Source organism: Gardnerella vaginalis, from assembly GCF_040427915.1.
Taxonomy (GTDB): Bacteria; Actinomycetota; Actinomycetes; order Actinomycetales; family Bifidobacteriaceae; genus Bifidobacterium; species Bifidobacterium vaginale_C.
Genome location: NZ_JBETXJ010000002.1, coordinates 501,441 through 518,475, shown reverse-complemented (window position 1 = coordinate 518,475; position 17,035 = coordinate 501,441). Strand labels below are relative to the sequence as shown.

General features: G+C 36.7%; 17 protein-coding genes. 9 read left to right on the top strand and 8 right to left on the bottom strand.

The annotated features are described in order from the left end of the window. Positions 1-121: 121 nt before the first annotated feature. The 6 genes from rsmG to rpmH form a co-directional block, all read right to left on the bottom strand. Positions 122-832: a 16S rRNA (guanine(527)-N(7))-methyltransferase RsmG gene (rsmG, locus tag ABVC65_RS02085; protein WP_353582489.1), complete on the bottom strand. Its 711-nt coding sequence runs from the start codon at positions 830-832 to the stop codon at positions 122-124. 116 nt (positions 833-948) lie between these two features. Beyond that, positions 949-1,506, bottom strand: coding sequence for a protein jag (locus ABVC65_RS02080; protein ID WP_004574412.1), 558 nt, complete (start codon positions 1,504-1,506; stop codon positions 949-951). A 106-nt stretch (positions 1,507-1,612) separates the two neighbouring features. Further along, entirely contained in the window at positions 1,613-2,620 is a 1,008-nt protein-coding gene (gene yidC / locus ABVC65_RS02075) for a membrane protein insertase YidC (RefSeq protein ID WP_353582488.1), read from the bottom strand. After that, positions 2,620-2,940 carry a membrane protein insertion efficiency factor YidD gene (gene yidD / locus ABVC65_RS02070; protein ID WP_080562116.1) on the bottom strand — a complete coding sequence of 107 codons (321 nt, stop codon included), beginning with the start codon at positions 2,938-2,940 and terminating at the stop codon, positions 2,620-2,622. The genes yidC and yidD overlap by 1 nt, the downstream gene beginning before the upstream one ends. Before the next feature lie 6 nt (positions 2,941-2,946). Beyond that, positions 2,947-3,474 carry a ribonuclease P protein component gene (gene rnpA, locus ABVC65_RS02065; protein ID WP_020761195.1) on the bottom strand — a complete coding sequence of 176 codons (528 nt, stop codon included), beginning with the start codon at positions 3,472-3,474 and terminating at the stop codon, positions 2,947-2,949. Positions 3,475-3,494: 20 nt separating this feature from the next. Continuing rightward, entirely contained in the window at positions 3,495-3,629 is a 135-nt protein-coding gene (gene rpmH / locus ABVC65_RS02060; protein WP_004114029.1) for a 50S ribosomal protein L34, read from the bottom strand. 408 nt (positions 3,630-4,037) lie between these two features. On the opposite strand from rpmH, the gene dnaA reads away from it, so the two are divergent. The 7 genes from dnaA (at position 4,038) to ABVC65_RS02025 (ending at position 14,390) form a co-directional block, all read left to right on the top strand. Further along, entirely contained in the window at positions 4,038-5,645 is a 1,608-nt protein-coding gene (gene dnaA / locus ABVC65_RS02055) for a chromosomal replication initiator protein DnaA (RefSeq protein ID WP_353582487.1), read from the top strand. A gap of 426 nt (positions 5,646-6,071) precedes the next feature. After that, complete coding sequence (gene dnaN / locus ABVC65_RS02050) at positions 6,072-7,190, top strand: DNA polymerase III subunit beta (protein WP_004574408.1); 1,119 nt, start codon at positions 6,072-6,074, stop codon at positions 7,188-7,190. A 10-nt stretch (positions 7,191-7,200) separates the two neighbouring features. Continuing rightward, positions 7,201-8,469 carry a DNA replication/repair protein RecF gene (gene recF, locus ABVC65_RS02045; protein ID WP_353582486.1) on the top strand — a complete coding sequence of 423 codons (1,269 nt, stop codon included), beginning with the start codon at positions 7,201-7,203 and terminating at the stop codon, positions 8,467-8,469. A gap of 10 nt (positions 8,470-8,479) precedes the next feature. Continuing rightward, complete coding sequence (locus tag ABVC65_RS02040; RefSeq protein ID WP_353582485.1) at positions 8,480-8,971, top strand: DUF721 domain-containing protein; 492 nt, start codon at positions 8,480-8,482, stop codon at positions 8,969-8,971. A gap of 150 nt (positions 8,972-9,121) precedes the next feature. After that, positions 9,122-11,197 carry a DNA topoisomerase (ATP-hydrolyzing) subunit B gene (gene gyrB / locus ABVC65_RS02035; protein ID WP_004120195.1) on the top strand — a complete coding sequence of 692 codons (2,076 nt, stop codon included), beginning with the start codon at positions 9,122-9,124 and terminating at the stop codon, positions 11,195-11,197. A 69-nt stretch (positions 11,198-11,266) separates the two neighbouring features. After that, the gene (gene gyrA / locus ABVC65_RS02030; RefSeq protein ID WP_353582484.1) at positions 11,267-13,906 is read left to right on the top strand and encodes a DNA gyrase subunit A; all 2,640 of its coding nucleotides are present in this window, start codon (positions 11,267-11,269) and stop codon (positions 13,904-13,906) included. Next, positions 13,899-14,390 carry a DUF3566 domain-containing protein gene (locus tag ABVC65_RS02025; RefSeq protein ID WP_004120190.1) on the top strand — a complete coding sequence of 164 codons (492 nt, stop codon included), beginning with the start codon at positions 13,899-13,901 and terminating at the stop codon, positions 14,388-14,390. Before gyrA ends, ABVC65_RS02025 begins: the two co-directional genes overlap by 8 nt. A 91-nt stretch (positions 14,391-14,481) precedes the next feature. Here ABVC65_RS02025 and mscL read toward each other — a convergent pair whose 3' ends face one another. Continuing rightward, positions 14,482-14,889, bottom strand: coding sequence for a large conductance mechanosensitive channel protein MscL (mscL, locus tag ABVC65_RS02020; protein ID WP_004120188.1), 408 nt, complete (start codon positions 14,887-14,889; stop codon positions 14,482-14,484). A gap of 13 nt (positions 14,890-14,902) precedes the next feature. Next, on the bottom strand, positions 14,903-15,583 hold the full coding sequence (locus tag ABVC65_RS02015; RefSeq protein WP_004120184.1) for a phosphatase PAP2 family protein: 681 nt from the start codon (positions 15,581-15,583) through the stop codon (positions 14,903-14,905). Positions 15,584-15,783: 200 nt separating this feature from the next. Here ABVC65_RS02015 and ABVC65_RS02010 point away from each other — a divergent pair, with 200 nt between their 5' ends. Both ABVC65_RS02010 and ABVC65_RS02005 read left to right on the top strand, forming a co-directional pair. Then, entirely contained in the window at positions 15,784-16,476 is a 693-nt protein-coding gene (locus tag ABVC65_RS02010) for an FhaA domain-containing protein (protein ID WP_004114015.1), read from the top strand. Between the two features lie 33 nt (positions 16,477-16,509). After that, complete coding sequence (locus ABVC65_RS02005; RefSeq protein ID WP_004114013.1) at positions 16,510-17,034, top strand: FHA domain-containing protein FhaB/FipA; 525 nt, start codon at positions 16,510-16,512, stop codon at positions 17,032-17,034. Position 17,035: the final 1 nt, after the last annotated feature.

Sequence of the window (17,035 nt, the reverse complement as noted above, 5' to 3'; positions counted from 1 at the left end):
AACGATTTTATATGTATTTTATACAAATATTTTTACATAAAAATATTTGTTTCACGTAAAACATTTGAAGATTAAAGTTTCACGTGAAACGAATTATTTTATATGTAATTAATAATATGAATTATGCTTTGTCAACTAATACAACGGTTGTAGATTGAAGACCATTTACAACAGGAGCATCAACAACCCTAGGATTTACACCCTTAGCCTTTTTGATCATTTTTGCGGCTTTCTCAATTTCAGCCTGTGCAGATTTCCCCTTTAACGCAATCAGTTGACCATGTGTATTTAATAGAGGGATAGTCCACCCTGCTAGTTTTGTCATAGGCGCTACAGCTCTACAAGTTACAACGTCAAACGGTGATATATCATGAGATTTTATTTTTTCAATAATTTCATCTGATCTTCCGTGAAAAATAGTGACATTGTCTAATCCCATGAGTTCTACACATTCTTTCAACCAAAGAACGCGTCTTTCCATAGGTTCAATTAATGTTACATCACAATCAGGCAAACATGCTGCTATAACAATACCAGGAAATCCGCCACCACTTCCTACATCTGCTATAGATTTTTTCTTAGAATTTTTAATAGCATCCTTAATAAAAGGGACAACAGCTGCGGAATTTAGTATATGCCTTTCCCAGAGAATACTCATATCTCTAGGTCCAACTAATCCTCTCAGCAAGCCCTCTTTTTGAAGTTTCACGTGAAACATCTTACATTTATCTAGAGCATCACCTAGAACTTCGCTTAGCAATGGCGAATTTTCTAATTCATCAATTGTTTCTTGAGTATTATCTTTATTATCTATATTTAAATTTTCTTCCATACTTCCCCGCACTTATCAAATAAAAAGTAACACAATAAAACATTTTTTGTTTTATTGTGTTACTTTTATAGTGTTTCAACAGCCTCATGCAATCATAAAAATTGCAAAACCTTAAATCAGTCTTCTATATACTCTTCATCAACATCAGCAGCTATATCATCAAGATCTTCATCTTCAACTGCACTTACAGGCATATAAACAGTTACATAACGATGTGGTTCTTCTCCATGAGACCTAGAACGCAGGCCCTCGTCTCGCACAGTGTCATGAATGACTTTACGCTCAAATGAATTCATCGGCTTCAATTCAACTGGATCCCCAGTCTCACGAACCTCATCAACAGCATCCAAAGCAATATCACGCAAATGCTGACGCTTACGCTTAAGGAATCCATCAACATCAACAATTAAATGAGATCTCTCACCAGTTTTTTGTTGAATAGCTAATCGGCTAAGCTGCTGCAATGCGTCAACAACTTCTCCATCCCTACCAATCAAATGCTTAATATCGGAATCATCATCCGCAACAATCTGAATCATCGGTCTATTGTTACGAACACCCATTTCAATATCGCCCTCGTAATCAGCAATATCTAGAAGTCCTTCTAAGTAATCGGCAGCTATATCAGCTTCCTCATTGAGCTGGTCAATGCTTCTAGTTTCGTCTTGCGCCATTTACATACTCCTTAATTGCAATAAATGTCAAGAATCACAATTCTGTCTACAAGTGTAACTGAAGATAAATCCAAAATTACATACTTGCTTATTCACATATTTTTATCTATTTATTTTTTCGCTTACGTGTAGGCTGCTTGCGCTGGAACCCTTCGGCTTCTCTGCGCTTAGCCTCTTCACGAGCTTGTTGAAGCTTTTCTTCTTCAATAGATGGCAATCCTTCACGTTTACGGCGTTCGGATTCATTCTTATAATCTCGCTTTTCTTTTTCCTCAGCTGCAGGAGAGCCAGGAGTTGGGAAGGCGTACACCTGCCAAATAGAGCGAAGCATATTCATAATGTTGTTTACAAGCCAATAAACAAGCATTGCAAATGGAAGAGCAAATGCAGAGAAAACGTAGATTAATGGGAATCCCCACATCATAAGTTTTTGCATAGTATACTGGGGACCCTGCTTCGATTCTGGCGGAAGATTCTTACGAATATTGTTAAATTGCATGTACCACATTGCAGCACACATCAATATAACAAAGATTACAATAACAACTTTTCCGCCCGCTTGAACCGTCATAAACGTGTCGGAAACACCAACGCCAAACACATGAGTTTTAACAAATTGCTGTGCTGTAGCAATATCAAAAGCGCCAAGAGGAGCATGCTTGCCTCTAGCAATAAATGGTATAACGGAAAGCGTGTACCAAATACTCATAAACGCTGGACCTTGAATCATCATTGGCAGGCAGCTTCCTGCAGGATTTGCGTTGTTTTCTTGATACAGCTTCATCATTTCTCGCTGCATGGCTTCTTTGCTAGCAGGATCGTTTTTACCCTTATACTTTTGCTGAATTTTCTTCATTTTAGGAGCGATTGCTTGCATATTGCGCATACCTTTAATGCTTTTTATAAAGGCAGGAAATATGCACGCATGCACAACAAGCACAAGAAAGACTATTGAAAGAACCCAAGAGAACCCAATTTCATTCATCCCAATAAGAACGAATAACTTGTGAAAAAGTGACATTACTTGAGTCATCAGCCATTCAACTGGCGTAAGGATTTTATAAAACCATCCCCAAATTCCGTTATCAAGTAAGAAATGATCTTGATTAAACATTAGTTATCCTTGTCTTCTTCAGCCAAGGGAGTTAACCGTGGCTCTTCATGCGCTTTAGACCATGCGCAACGATAAAAAATTGAATATTTTCGTGGTACGTCGTCAATACTGCAGCTAGTCCATGGTCTACAGCGCAACAGACGTAAAACGGCTAGAATACCACCCTTAAACGCCCCATAGCGGCTAACGGCTTCTATAGCGTATCTTGAGCACGTTGGATAATAACGACAGCAAGCAGGTCTTTTGGCAGAAATCACTCGTTGGTACCAGCGAATCGCTTTTATAATCAAATTCGCTACAACACTATTTCTACCGCTCATGACTTATCACTGATCCTGCGAGCCTGCTTTACTATCACTATCTTCGCTAGTTTTTAGGCACATAGTTTGCATGAATTGATTTTGATCTTGAAGATTTTTGGCTATTTTGCCGAAAATCTTTTTGATTTGCTCATTCAACGAATCAAACGAAGATTGTGCAGCAGTAGGTTTTGCACGCAATACTACATCGCAACCATATGGAAGCAACGACTCGTGCTCTTTTGCTATTACCCTAAAACGTCGTTTTACCTTATTTCGAATAACAGCTTTTCCAACTGATTTAGATACAGCAAGACCCAACCTTAAAGCAACATCATTTTTTTGAGGTTGCTTTAAGGTATCACAAAATGCCGCGGGAGTGTTTTCAAAACCCGTGGCAATATCATCTGGACTTACTTTCCTGTCTTCGTTAAGCGCGTCTAACACGGTCACGCATCCACGCATATCATAATGCGCAACGATATCCCGTGAACACACTTTGCGTCGTTTTTTGAGCACCGCAACAAAATCGCGATGGCTTTTCAGCCTATCCATGCTTTACGACGCGTCCCAGCTCAGGCAGAAAGTGTCTTGCGGCCCTTGGCACGACGACGGTTAATCACTGCGCGACCAGCACGCGTACGCATGCGAACGCGGAAGCCGTGCTTCATGTGACGACGACGGTTGTTAGGCTGGAATGTCCTCTTCATAACTAACGCTCCTGTATTTAGCCATGCAAAAGCATGGCTCCGTATGAGTCAAGCTATACCAAATTACTATCACCCCTCACCAAGAGCTAAAATTTTATTAATTATCGTGTTTTAAATAAGTCTTTTAGAATAATTCTTATTCTCTAAATAACTTTATAAATCTATTAAAAAACGTAAATAATTCGTCTTAAAATCGTTGGAAAATGTGGATTACTAAGTTTTACATTATCCACAAATTACACACATGTTATTAACATACAAGTATTTTCAACACGCTAGGCTGTGGATAACTTCTTAGGGTCGGAGTAAACATATTCTACTAGCACTCTTTTCACACATAAACGTGTATTAAAAAATACACTGAGTTGCTAATGCGAAAAGAAAATTACTTTTGATTGGGGGTGTAACATGTCTGAAGCCTTTGAGGATCCTAGTGCTCAAGCTGCCATAGTATGGTCTAATACTCTCGCCGTGTTGCGCCATAATGCACTTCTAAGCAATCGGGATAAAAGTTGGTTTGAGAGTGTAAAACCTGAAGCTATTTTTGGAACAACAATTGTTTTATGCGTTTCTAATATTGAAACTCAGCAAGCTCTGCAAAACGAGCTTAGTTCTGCTTTGCTAACTTCTTTGAAAATTTGTACTGGAAAAGACATGTTTCCAGCATTTAAAATTATCCAAAATAGTGAAAAAGAAAATAACAATACTTTACAAAATGTAAGTAATACTTCAAAAACTTCTCAATCGCTAGATAATACTACAAATAATAATTCTGATTCGTCAGATTCTAATGATTCTTCTGATTCTAAAAAAGTTGAATCTTTTTTGGACGATTCTTATGATTCAATTCCTGTGCAGAAAGATTTTGATTACGCAACTGGTTTGAAAACCATGCAAAATACAAATCTCAATGTGCAATCTATTAATCAAAAGCAGACAAATATACCTGCATCAGTTAATAGAGATCCAACAACTCATTTGAATACTTATGCCACTTTTGACACATTTGTTCCTGGCGATTCCAATCGTTTTGCTCGCACAGTAGCATTAGCAGTTGCAGAAGGATCAGGACGTGATTTTAATCCTTTGTGTATTTACGGTGGATCTGGTCTTGGTAAAACCCATTTGCTTAATGCAATTGGAAATTATGCCCTTGTTAAAGATTCTTCACTTAAAGTTCGATATATTACAAGCGAAGAGTTTACTAATGAATTTATTGAGGCTTTACAAAATACAAGTCAAAATCAAGGTCAGATTGCTAACTTTAATAGAAAATACCGCGAAGTTGACGTTCTACTAATTGATGATATTCAATTTTTAGGTGGTAAAGAAGCAACTCTTGAACAATTCTTCCACACTTTTAACGCTTTATATCAGGCTAATAAAAGAATAGTAATAGCTTCTGATGTTGCTCCTAAAAATCTTAGGGGATTTGAATCTAGGCTTATCTCTAGGTTTGAATCTGGTTTAACAGTAGATATTAAACCTCCTGATTTAGAAACTCGTATTGCTATTTTAAGAATGATGGCTTCTATGAATGGGTCCAATGTTCCTAGTGATGTTTTGGATCTTATTGCGGAACGTTTTACTGAAAATATTCGCGAACTTGAAGGTGCTTTAACTCGCGTTACGGCTGTTGCTTCTCTTAGTAACCAACCAGTTAGTAAGGCTTTAGCTGAGCAAGCCTTACAAGACTTTTTTGCATCCGATATTGAAGTTAGACCAACAGATATCATTGGTCAGGTTGCTCAATATTTCCATATGACTTTTGATGAGATGGTTGGAAGATCAAGAACTAAAAATGTTGCTTTAGCTCGTCAAATTGCAATGTATTTAGCTAGAGAAATGACTAGCATGAGCTTGGTTGATATTGGAGAAGTTTTTGGCGGTAGAGATCATACCACAGTAATGCATGCTTATACCAGAATTAGTGGCGAAATGCAGGAAAAGCAAGAAATTTATAACTATGTAATGGAATTGACTGTTCGTTTGAAACAAAATCCTTCTAAAAAATAGATTTTTACACAATTTTATTCATAATTTGTTTATTAAAATAAATAAAGTTATCCACATAGTTAGTAACAAATGTGGGTAAAAGCTGCGGATAGCTGGTGGAAAACGCCGTTTAAAAAGTGAGTAAATTGTTTTTAACTGCAATAAAAATGTTAATAAATCAAAAATTAGAAAATTCTGTGGATAACTCCAGCATTTATGCACATACTTCTATTTATGTTATCAACATTTTTGGAATGTGGATAACGGCTTTAAATCAGCAGTCCTTCAACTTTATCCACATGTTAACAACCTTTATTACGTTTACTATTTTATTTTTATCTAATATTCATACTTAATTACTTACTCAACTAACTTTCATAAAATATGATTTTTTAATTGGCAGCATGATATAGAATAAAACACAGATTTAAACAGAAATGAGGAAAAATGAAAGTTGAAGTTAATTCCGCTTCTTTTGCTGATGCAGTAGCTTGGACAACTAGAGTCATAGATTCTAGACCAGCTAATCCTATTCTTGCAGGATTAAAACTAGAAGCAAAAGATGGAATTCTGCAACTTTCTGCTTTTAACTATCAACTATCTAGCAGGCATCATGTTGAAGCTGGAATAGATGAGCAGGGTAGTGTACTCGTATTAGGTAAATTGATGGCAGATATAACTAAATCTTTGCCATCAGAAAAAACCTATTTATCCTCTAATGAAACTACTCTTACTATTTCTTCTGGAAAATCAACTTTTACACTTCAACTAATGCCTGAAGGAGAATATCCTGATTTACCACAAATTCCTGAAAAACTTGGTCAGGTAGATGCTCCTACTTTTGTTCAGGCAGTAGTACAAGCTTCTGTGGCTGTTTCAAGAGAAGAAGATAGACCTGTTTTGACTGGAATTCATGCTCATTTTGAAGATGATTCTGTTACTTTCACTGCTACAGATAGATATCGCCTTGCAAGATCAACTTTTAAGTGGACACCAGAACATTCTGACATAAATACTTCTACTCTAATCAAAGGAAGCATTCTTAGAGATATTTCTCGCTCAATAGATGAACATCAAAATGTTATTGTAAATCTAAACGATAAAGAACCATCTATTCTTGGTTTTGAAAATTCTGGTAGAGTAAGTACTTCTCAACTAATTGATGGAGAATTTCCTTCTGTAGATCGACTTTTTGTTGATGAATATCCTATTCATGCAATTATTAATCGAACAATGCTTATTAATGCTATTAAGCGAGTTGCACTTGTTGCAGAAAAAGATGCTCCTATTTACATGTCTTTCTCTGGAGATGAGTTAACTTTAAGTGCTGGAAATGATTCAGAATCTCAAGCAAAAGAACTTATCGATGTAGACATGGACGGTCAAGATATTATAGTTGCTTTTAATCCTAATTATTTAATTGAAGGTTTGAGCGCTATAAGTGAGCCATTTGTTCATGCAAAAATCACATCTGCAGTTAAGCCTGTTGAATTTAATGGTCAGCAGGAAGCTGATGGCGATGAGTCTATGAATTACAGATATCTTGTTGTTCCAATGCATCCTTAAAGATAAATAAATGTATGTTTCAAGACTTGTACTAGATCATTTTCGTTCTTGGAGTAATTGTGTATTAGACTTTTCTCCAAAAATTAATGTTCTATTTGGCTCAAATGGCTTAGGCAAAACCAATATTGTTGAAGCTATAGAAGTTATTTCTACTGGAACAAGTCATAGAATATCATCTTTGATGCCACTGATAGAGTGCAATAACAGTTGTGCTACTATACGACTTAATGCTAAATATTTTGATAATAATGATTTAGATGAAACTACATATGAGCTTACGATTAATTCAAAAGGAGCTAACAGAGCAAGAATTAATAGTGGAAAATCATTATATATGAAGGACATAGTTGGATTAGTTAAATCCATTTCTTTCACTCCAAGAGATCAAAATTTGATTTTTTCAGATCCTAATATTCGTAGGACTTTTATAGATCAAGCTGGAGCGTTATTAATACCAAATTATTTACAAGTTCTACAAGAATATAATCACATTGCAAAACAGCGGTCGTATCTTCTTAAAAGTATATCTAATAACAATTTAGCTAGTTCAACAAATGGATATAATCCTATATCTGATTTGGAAATATGGACTGGTAAATTTATTGAGTCAGGAATAATTCTTACAAAAAATCGAAAAAAAATAATAAATTTGTTAAATGAAATTTTTCCTAAAATAGTGGATAAACTTTCTAAATCTTCTAATTTTGCTTCGATACAATATAATCCGTCTTTTGAAGAGTTAGAAGTTGAATCAAAAGAAGATTATTTTCCACAAAAGGCTATAAGCGAGCATTTTCAACGAATTTATGCTGGGGAAGTTGCTAGAGGCTACAACCTAATAGGTCCTCATAGAGATGATTTTACAATATTAATAAATAATCATCCTGCAAAAGAATTTGCTTCTAATGGTGAATCGTGGACTTTAGCATTAGCTTTAAAAATGGCTTTATTCAAGACTTTAGAAGAAAAAACTAATCAAAAACCAATAGTTATTTTGGATGATGTTTTTTCACAATTAGATGAATCTAGAAGAAAACAGATTTTAGAGTTTGCAAAAGAACAAGAACAAGTTTTTATTACAGTTGCATCCTTAAGTGATATACCAAAAGATGAGAATCTTTCAGAAGAATCATTTATTGATATATCTAAAATAGTAGAAAAAAATAATAATAAAGATGAAGATTTCTTTAATAATAATCTTGACTCTAATCACAAAGATCTATTAAAAGATATTATTAATAATCGAAAAAATAATATCGAAAATAATTCTAATAGTTAAGGGGAAAATAATGAAAATTCCCGTAAATAAATTATTAAAATTAGACACTAGAAAGCTTCCTGAGATTGTTTTTTCTCCTATAGAAAAAAGGGGAGAAAAGAAAACAATAAACGAGCAAAATGCTTATAAAGCTTGGGAAAGTTTTGGAAAACCTGGTAGGGACCCACAAAATCTGTATTCGTTGCTAGGTAATTTTGCTAATCAAAAACATTGGAATGAGCCGCTTGCTATAGCAAGAATGCGAGAAGATTGGTGGAAAATAGTTGGCAAAAGTGCATCTTTAAATTGTTATATAGATCAAATAAAAGACGGTATTTTAATAGTTAGAACAAAATCAAACGTTTGGTATACACAACTTAGCTATTGCAAGCCTATGCTTGAGAAAAAAATATTTGAATATTCAAAAAATATTAATATTAAAGAAGTCAAAATAGTAGGTCCAACATCATTTGATTTAAGTAAAAAATCAAATAATAATAGGTTTATTATTAAGAATCATTAATAAAGCCTCTTACTAAAGAGCGGTCATTATGTGTGTGTAGAATGTCATGTAATGTAGTTAAATCGCTAGAAACCCCTTTTTTGTGCTTTCTAGCGTGTATCGACCTCGTAAATGCCTCATGGCATGAGGTAATGCGGGAAGGGATCTAAAGTGTTAAACACTGAAGATAATTCAATGGAAAATTCTGTTGAAGAACATAAACTCGATGACGCTCAGCTTGATGATTCACTTTCTCCTGAACATTATGATGCTAGCGATCTTCGCGTTCTCGAAGGATTAGAAGCAGTTCGAATCAGACCAGGTATGTACATTGGTTCAACTGGTCCAAGAGGCTTACACCACCTTGTATACGAGATTGTAGATAATTCGGTTGATGAGGCTTTGGCTGGTTATGCTTCTCACATTGAAGTGACAATATTGCCAGACAATGCAATAAAAGTTGTGGATGACGGTAGAGGAATTCCAGTTGACGAAGTACCAGGAGAAGGCGTTTCTGGTGTTGAAACAGTTATGACTAAGCTTCATGCTGGTGGAAAGTTTGGAGGCGGCGGATACGCCGTTTCTGGTGGTTTGCATGGCGTTGGTATTTCTGTTGTTAACGCACTTTCTACACGCGTAGAAATTGAAGTTCGTCGTCAAGGATTCCACTGGACTCAAACTTATGTAGATCAGCATCCTACAGCACCATTGGAAAAAGGAAAGCCAATGGAAGAAGGTGAATCTACTGGTACATCCGTAACATTCTGGCCAGATGGTGCTATTTTTGAAACAACTACATACGATTTTGAAACATTAAGATCTAGATTCCAGCAGATGGCTTTCTTAAACAAGGGATTGAAGATCTCTTTGACTGATTTGCGTAAACCTGATGAAGCAGGTGACGAAGTCACAGGAGAAAATGAATCAGATAGCGAAGAGAAGCATCAAAGCGTTAGCTACAAGTATGATCACGGAATTAAAGATTACGTTGACTACTTGGTTAAATCTCGAAAAGCTGTTCCAGTAGAGCCAGATGTTATTGATTTTGAGGCTGAAGACCTTGAGATTGGTATTTCTGCAGAAATTGCTATGCAATGGACTGTTGCCTATTCGGAAGCGGTTCACACTTTTGCAAACACAATTTCTACTACAGAAGGTGGTACTCACGAAGAAGGCTTCCGTGCAGCGCTTACATCTCTTGTAAATCGTTATGCTCGAGAAAAGAATATCTTAAAGGAAAAAGATACTAATCTTTCTGGTGATGACGTTCGCGAAGGATTAACAGCGGTTGTTTCAGTAAAGCTTACAACTCCACAGTTTGAAGGTCAGACTAAAACCAAGCTTGGTAATTCAGAGGCTAAAACCTTTGTTCAGCGAGTAATGACTGAAAAGCTTGGAGATTGGTTTGACGCTCATCCAAGTGAAGCAAAGAACATTATTCAAAAAGCAATTGAAGCTTCTCGTGCGCGTATTGCAGCTAAGAAAGCTCGCGAAAATACTCGTAGAAAGTCAATCTTTGAAACAGCTGGAATGCCAGATAAATTGAAGGATTGCCAGTCTAATAACCCAGAAGAATGCGAGCTGTTTATAGTGGAGGGTGATTCCGCAGGTGGCTCCGCAATTCAAGGACGAGATCCTATTACTCAAGCGATTTTGCCTTTGCGCGGTAAGATTTTGAATACTGAGCGCGCTTCAATTGATCGAATGATGAAGTCGGAAACTATTGAATCCTTAATAACTGCTGTTGGAGGCGGTTATGGTGAAGACTTCGATTTAAGTAAGGTTCGATATCACAAAGTCATTATTATGGCTGATGCTGATGTTGACGGCGCTCATATTGCTACATTGAATTTAACACTGTTCTTCCGCTATATGCGTCCAATGATTACAGCAGGATACGTTTATGTTGCTATGCCGCCTCTTTACCGTTTGAAGTGGAGCAAGGGAGCACATGACTTTGTTTATACCGATGCTGAGCGTGATCGAGTTCTTGCAGAAGGTAAAGCTGCAGGCAGACAACTTCCTAAAGGCGAAGGTATTCAGCGATACAAGGGCTTGGGTGAGATGAGCTATCAGGAGCTGTGGGAAACAACGATGGACCCTGAACACAGAATCTTAAAGCAAATTCATATTGAAGATGCTGCTCGAGCTGATGAGACATTCTCAATGCTTATGGGAGACGAAGTGGAACCTCGTAGGCTCTTTATTCAACGTAATGCTCATGATGCAAGATTTATTGATGCTTAAAAATAGTTAATAAATCAACGTAAAAATAAAGCAAAATAAACTTTAAAATATAAATAAGAAGGAATAGCAGTGGTAGACGAAATAAACGCCGCTAATGATGGTGAATATAGAGATCAGTTGCCTGATGGGTCTATGGAACCACAAAGTCCGCAAGAATCAGATAATACTGATTATGGCTTAATGAAAGGTGCTCGCGTAAAGCACATGGATTTGCAGCAGGAAATGCGTGAATCATATCTTGCTTATGCACTTTCTGTTATTGTTGAGCGCGCTTTACCAGATGTTCGAGATGGCTTAAAACCAGTGCATCGTCGTGTTATTTACGCTATGTATGATGGCGGCTATAGGCCAGATAGAGGGTACAACAAGTGCTCTCGCGTTGTTGGCGACGTTATGGGTAAGTATCACCCTCATGGTGATTCTGCTATCTATGACACTTTGGTTCGTATGGCTCAGTCTTGGTCAATGAGATACATGCTTGTTGATGGTCAAGGAAACTTTGGTTCCCCAGGTGATGATCCTGCAGCAGCAATGCGTTATACGGAATGCCGTATGGCGCCTCTTGCTATGGAAATGGTTCGAGATATTGACAAAGATACTGTTGATTTCTTACCAAACTACGATGGTAAAACTCAAGAACCAACAGTTTTGCCAGCTCGTTTCCCGAATCTTTTAGTTAATGGTTCTGCTGGTATTGCTGTTGGTATGGCAACAAATATTCCACCTCATAATATGCGTGAGGTTGCCGATGGTGTACATTGGGCTTTGGACCACCCAGATGCTAGTAATTCTGAGCTTCTTGAAGCTTTAATTCAGAGAATTAAAGGACCTGATTTTCCTACTGGAGCAACGATCTTAGGTCACAAGGGAATCGAGCAAGCTTACCGTACAGGCCGCGGATTAATTACAATGCGAGCAGTAGTTAATACCGAGGAAATTAAGGGACGTATGTGCTTGGTTGTTACCGAGCTTCCATACCAAGTTAATCCTGATCGCTTAGCTGCTTCTATTAGGGAAGCTGTGCGAGATGGAAAGATTCAAGGCATTGCAGATATGCGCGATGAAACGTCTGGCCGTACTGGTCAGCGTTTAGTGCTTGTTCTTAAAAGAGATGCTGTTCCAAAAGTTGTTTTGAACAACTTGTATAAGCATTCGCAGCTTCAGCAAACTTTCGGCGCTAACATGCTTGCTTTGGTTGATGGTGTGCCGCGCACTTTGAGTTTAGACGCGTTTATTCGTCATTGGGTAAGTCATCAGCTTGAAGTTATTGATAGGCGTACACGCTACTTAAAGCGTGAGGCAGAAGAGCGAGATCATATTTTGCAAGGCTATTTGAAAGCTTTGGATATGATCGATGAAGTTGTGGCTTTAATCAGATCTTCTAAAGATGTTGATTCTGCTCGTACTGGTTTGATGAATTTGCTTGATGTTGATGATGTTCAAGCAGATGCTATTCTTGCAATGCAGCTTCGTAGACTTGCAGCTTTGGAACGTCAAAAGATTCTTGACGAGCATGAAGAATTAATGCGCAAGATTGAAGATTACAACGATATTCTTGCAAGCCCAGAGCGTCAGCGCAAAATTGTTGGCGATGAGCTTGATGAAATTGTTGCTAAGTATGGTGATGAGCGCAGAACTAAGATTCTTCCATTCTCGGGAGAAATGAATGTTGAAGATCTTATTGCAGAAGAAAACGTTGTTGTTACAGTAACTCGTGCAGGCTATATTAAGCGCACAAAAGCAGACGAGTATCGTGCTCAGCACCGCGGAGGCAAAGGCATTAAGGGTGCAAAGCTTCGTGAAGATGATGTTGTAGATCACTTCTTCTTAACTTCTACACACAATTGGTTGTTGTTCTTTACTAATCGCGGACGCGTTTATCGCATTAAAGCATATGAGCTTCCAGAAGGATCAAGAGATTCTAAAGGACAGCATGTTGCTAATTTGCTTCAATTTACTCCTGGAGAAACAATTCAAGCAGTGTTATCAATTCCAAATTATGATGTAGCGAAGTATTTGGTTTTGGCAACTCGTTCTGGAAAAGTTAAGAAAACTGCTTTACAAGAATATGATTCTCCACGTCAAGGTGGTTTGATTGCTGTTCGACTAATGACAAACGAAGAAACAGGCGAACCTGCTGATGAGTTGATTGGTGCAGCTTTGTGCAATCCAGAAGACGACATTATTCTTGTTTCTAAGCTTGGAATGAGCCTTAAATTTAGGGCAGATGATGAGCAACTTCGACCAATGGGTCGCCAAACTGCAGGCGTTCAAGGCATGCGATTTAGAGAAGGCGATGAATTACTTGATATGGATGTTGTATCTGTAGAAACAAGTAAAGATCTTCTCGTTGTTACAAACGAAGGATTTGCTAAGCGAACTGCTATTGAAGAGTATCGTTTGCAAGGAAGAAACGGATACGGTGTTAAAGCTGTTCAACTTGCAGAAGGTCGCGGGTCTTTGGTTGGTGCCTTGATTGTTGAGGAAACAGATCAAGTAATGGCAATTATGAAGTCTGGTAAGGTAATTCGCTCTGATGTTAACGAGGTTAAGCGTACTGGTAGAACAACTCAAGGCGTGACTTTAGCTAAGCCAGATAAGGGTGACGAAATCATCTCTATAGCTCGTAATGAGGAAAGAGATGATGAAAGTGAAAATAAGAATGAAGAAGTAGAAGAAAATACTAGCAGAAGGAACTTAGATGAGTGAGGATTTTGAAACATCCAATAGCAAAGTTAATGGCGAATCTAACACTAATTCTCCAAGAACAATTGGTGGAACAGCTAGTTTTGAATCTAATGGTTATGCCAAGAGAAAAACTAGTCAGCCGCGTGCTAGAAGAATGAGTCTTTCCTTAGTTAGGGTAGATGCGTGGTCTGTTGCAAAAGTTACTTTTCTTCTTAGCGTAGCTGGAGGAATAATTCAAGTAATTGCAGCAGGATTAGTTTGGCTATTTCTAAACATGGTTGGTGTCTTTGATCAAGTAACTCAGATTGTTTCATCAACAGGTTTGGATAGCAACGGTTTTAATCTTGCTGACGTATTCTCTCTTCCAACAATTTTAAGTGCTGTAACAATTCTTTCTGTTGTGGAAATAGTTATTTTAACACTACTTTCTGCAATTGGTGCTTTGCTATATAACGTTGTTGGTTCATTAGTTGGTGGAATCCATCTAACGCTTGGCGATGATTAAAATAAGTGATTTAAAATAAAATAATCAAAAATTCCCCCGCTAATCTTATTTAGACTAGCAGGGGAATTTTTAAATTAAAATCAAAGCATTTTTACTTAGAAACAGAATCTCTAATATCTTCCAATACTTTAATCATTTTTTCTTCACGTTCTTTGCGTTTTTCTTCATCTGTTTTTTCTTTTTCAATATTTAAGAAATTAACACCCATTTCTCTCAATTTGTTAATAGGCAAAACAATGAAAAAGTAAACAGCTACAGCAATAATAAGGAAATTTAATACAGATCCAATAACAGCACCAAACGAAATAGTTGCACCATTTATTGTTATTGTTAGAACACCATCTAAATCTGGTTTTCCACAAATTATTGCTATAAGAGGATTAATAATATTTTTAACTATTGAATTAACAACTGCTGTAACAGCACCGCCCATAACAACACCGACTGCCATGTCGATAACGCTGCCACGAGAAATAAATTTTTTAAAACCATTAAACATTGTTTATTTACCTTTATCTTTTTAATATTTTTCTATTAATAAAACTACTGTTTTTAAAGAAATCAAGATTATACATAACTAATATTGGATACATTATTGCAGAAGTTATAACGTCAGTAGGGAAGTGAGCTGCAACAACAAGCCTAGAAAGAGCCACTATTACAACAACAACAATGCTTATTATCAAGCCAAGTTTTAACAATGATTTATTAGATACATAAAGAATCATAAGAATCATAGCGCAAATCGCAACAGCTGCTGCAGTATGACCACTTGGGAAACTTGGATCTGGTGGAAGTTTAACCTTTACTCCAATAAAAGGCCTAGGTCTATGAACTATGAATTTAATTGCAAAAATATAAACCATAGGCAAAAGAGAAATAACAAGTTGTGTAAGAGTTATACGCCAATTTCTTTTAATAAAGTAAGAAATAATAGATAAAACAAGAAGTATGACTATGCAACATTTTGTAGAAAAAATTATTGCAAGAATCTTTGAAATAGACATTATGAAAGATGGGGAATAATTATGGAAAAATGCAACGATGCCTGTTTCTAAAGATCTTTCCTCACTCATAACAAGCAGCCCTTTACCAATGCAAGGGATTAGAATGGCAAGAAGTAAAACAATAGAAGACTTCTTATTGTTTACTATTTTTTGCCAAAAGTCATAAAATTGATTTTTTTGATTCATAGTTAAAGATTACACTTAGAAATATATATGATAAATATGTATTATGAGTGTATGTGTTAATTCATTTAAATGGATGATTTGATGGATGATTTTGTAATATAAAAGAATATTGATTAAACAAGTATTAATATACGAATGTAATAAGTTGAACACCGTACGAGGTGACGAGTAGTATGAGGAAAAGATAGAAAGGGTTTACAATGAGCATGCTTGACCGACTTGAGAAGAGCGTTGAAGGTGCAATGAACGGGGTCTTCGCAAAATTCGGCTCTAAAGACTTGCAGCCTGTTGATCTTTCCAGTGCATTAGAGCGAGAGATTGATAATCAATCTATGCCAATTGATCGCGATCGTACAGTTGCTCCGAATGAATATCACTTTAAACTGAGTACGCCAGATTTTGATCAGCTTGGTAGTGAAGCGTTAGCTAACGAGCTTGCAGATAATCTTACACAATATGCAAAAAGCCAGCATTATGCATTTGTTGGACCTGTTGCAGTTATTTTTGAAGAAGACACAGATCTTGCTAAAGGTAATTTCAATTTGATTTCTGACTCTGTTCCAGGAAATGCTGTTCCTGTAACAACTCAAGAGCAGTCAGAAAATCATCCAATGCTTGAAATTAATGGAAATAGATATTTGTTAACAAAAGATCGCACGATATTAGGCAGAGGATCTGGCTGCGATATTGTTATTGACGATCCTGGTATTTCTCGTCGTCATCTTGGAATAGATATTACGCCTGATGGTGTTATTGCTAGAGATCTTGGTTCTACTAATGGAACTTATGTTGAAGGACATCAAACTCCAGCAGCAACACTTTTAGATGGAAATACTATAACTATCGGACGTACTCGTATTTTCTATTGGGCTTCATCGCAGGATCAGGAGTAATAGACGAATACATAAAGAGATACGAGTACGCGCATGATATTAACCGAGTTAACTTTTGCTATACTTAAGTACAGTTTCTTAGTACTTTTGTGGGTATTCGTGTGGTTTGCTGTTCGTTCTCTTCGTAGAGATATTGAGATTTTTAGTCCTAAAAAGTCTCGTTCTTTTAAGAATAAGTATCGTCGTAAGCCAAGTAATTCAAGTAGTGAAAATAATCAAAATAATATAGTTTCTAGGAATGAAGAATCTAATAAACTTTCAGAAAATCCTACTTTACTTGTTATTATTGATGGTCCTTTGGCTGGTTCATCCTTCCCTCTTGAACCATCTGGTGTAACTCTTGGAAGATCGGCAAACAATACTGTAGTTTTAAATGACGAATTTGTATCGTCTCATCATGCTCGCGTTTATTTTAACCAATCTGTAAAATCTTGGGTACTCGAAGATTTGGGCAGTACTAATGGAACTATGATTGGCCATAATAGAGTTAATGAGCCAGTCGTTTTGCAACCACGCACTTCTGTGCGAATTGGCGCAACAATGTTTGAATTGAGGTGAT

Bases quoted from the DNA above. Each gene is read 5' to 3' on its own strand.
- rsmG (WP_353582489.1), bottom strand. From the start codon at position 832: ATGGAAGAAAATTTAAATATAGATAATAAAGATAATACTCAAGAAACA.
- ABVC65_RS02080 (WP_004574412.1), bottom strand. From the start codon at position 1,506: ATGGCGCAAGACGAAACTAGAAGCATTGACCAGCTCAATGAGGAAGCT.
- yidC (WP_353582488.1), bottom strand. From the start codon at position 2,620: ATGTTTAATCAAGATCATTTCTTACTTGATAACGGAATTTGGGGATGG.
- yidD (WP_080562116.1), bottom strand. From the start codon at position 2,940: ATGAGCGGTAGAAATAGTGTTGTAGCGAATTTGATTATAAAAGCGATT.
- rnpA (WP_020761195.1), bottom strand. From the start codon at position 3,474: ATGGATAGGCTGAAAAGCCATCGCGATTTTGTTGCGGTGCTCAAAAAA.
- rpmH (WP_004114029.1), bottom strand. From the start codon at position 3,629: ATGAAGAGGACATTCCAGCCTAACAACCGTCGTCGTCACATGAAGCAC.
- dnaA (WP_353582487.1), top strand. From the start codon at position 4,038: ATGTCTGAAGCCTTTGAGGATCCTAGTGCTCAAGCTGCCATAGTATGG.
- dnaN (WP_004574408.1), top strand. From the start codon at position 6,072: ATGAAAGTTGAAGTTAATTCCGCTTCTTTTGCTGATGCAGTAGCTTGG.
- recF (WP_353582486.1), top strand. From the start codon at position 7,201: ATGTATGTTTCAAGACTTGTACTAGATCATTTTCGTTCTTGGAGTAAT.
- ABVC65_RS02040 (WP_353582485.1), top strand. From the start codon at position 8,480: ATGAAAATTCCCGTAAATAAATTATTAAAATTAGACACTAGAAAGCTT.
- ABVC65_RS02025 (WP_004120190.1), top strand. From the start codon at position 13,899: ATGAGTGAGGATTTTGAAACATCCAATAGCAAAGTTAATGGCGAATCT.
- mscL (WP_004120188.1), bottom strand. From the start codon at position 14,889: ATGTTTAATGGTTTTAAAAAATTTATTTCTCGTGGCAGCGTTATCGAC.
- ABVC65_RS02015 (WP_004120184.1), bottom strand. From the start codon at position 15,583: ATGAATCAAAAAAATCAATTTTATGACTTTTGGCAAAAAATAGTAAAC.
- ABVC65_RS02010 (WP_004114015.1), top strand. From the start codon at position 15,784: ATGAGCATGCTTGACCGACTTGAGAAGAGCGTTGAAGGTGCAATGAAC.
- ABVC65_RS02005 (WP_004114013.1), top strand. From the start codon at position 16,510: ATGATATTAACCGAGTTAACTTTTGCTATACTTAAGTACAGTTTCTTA.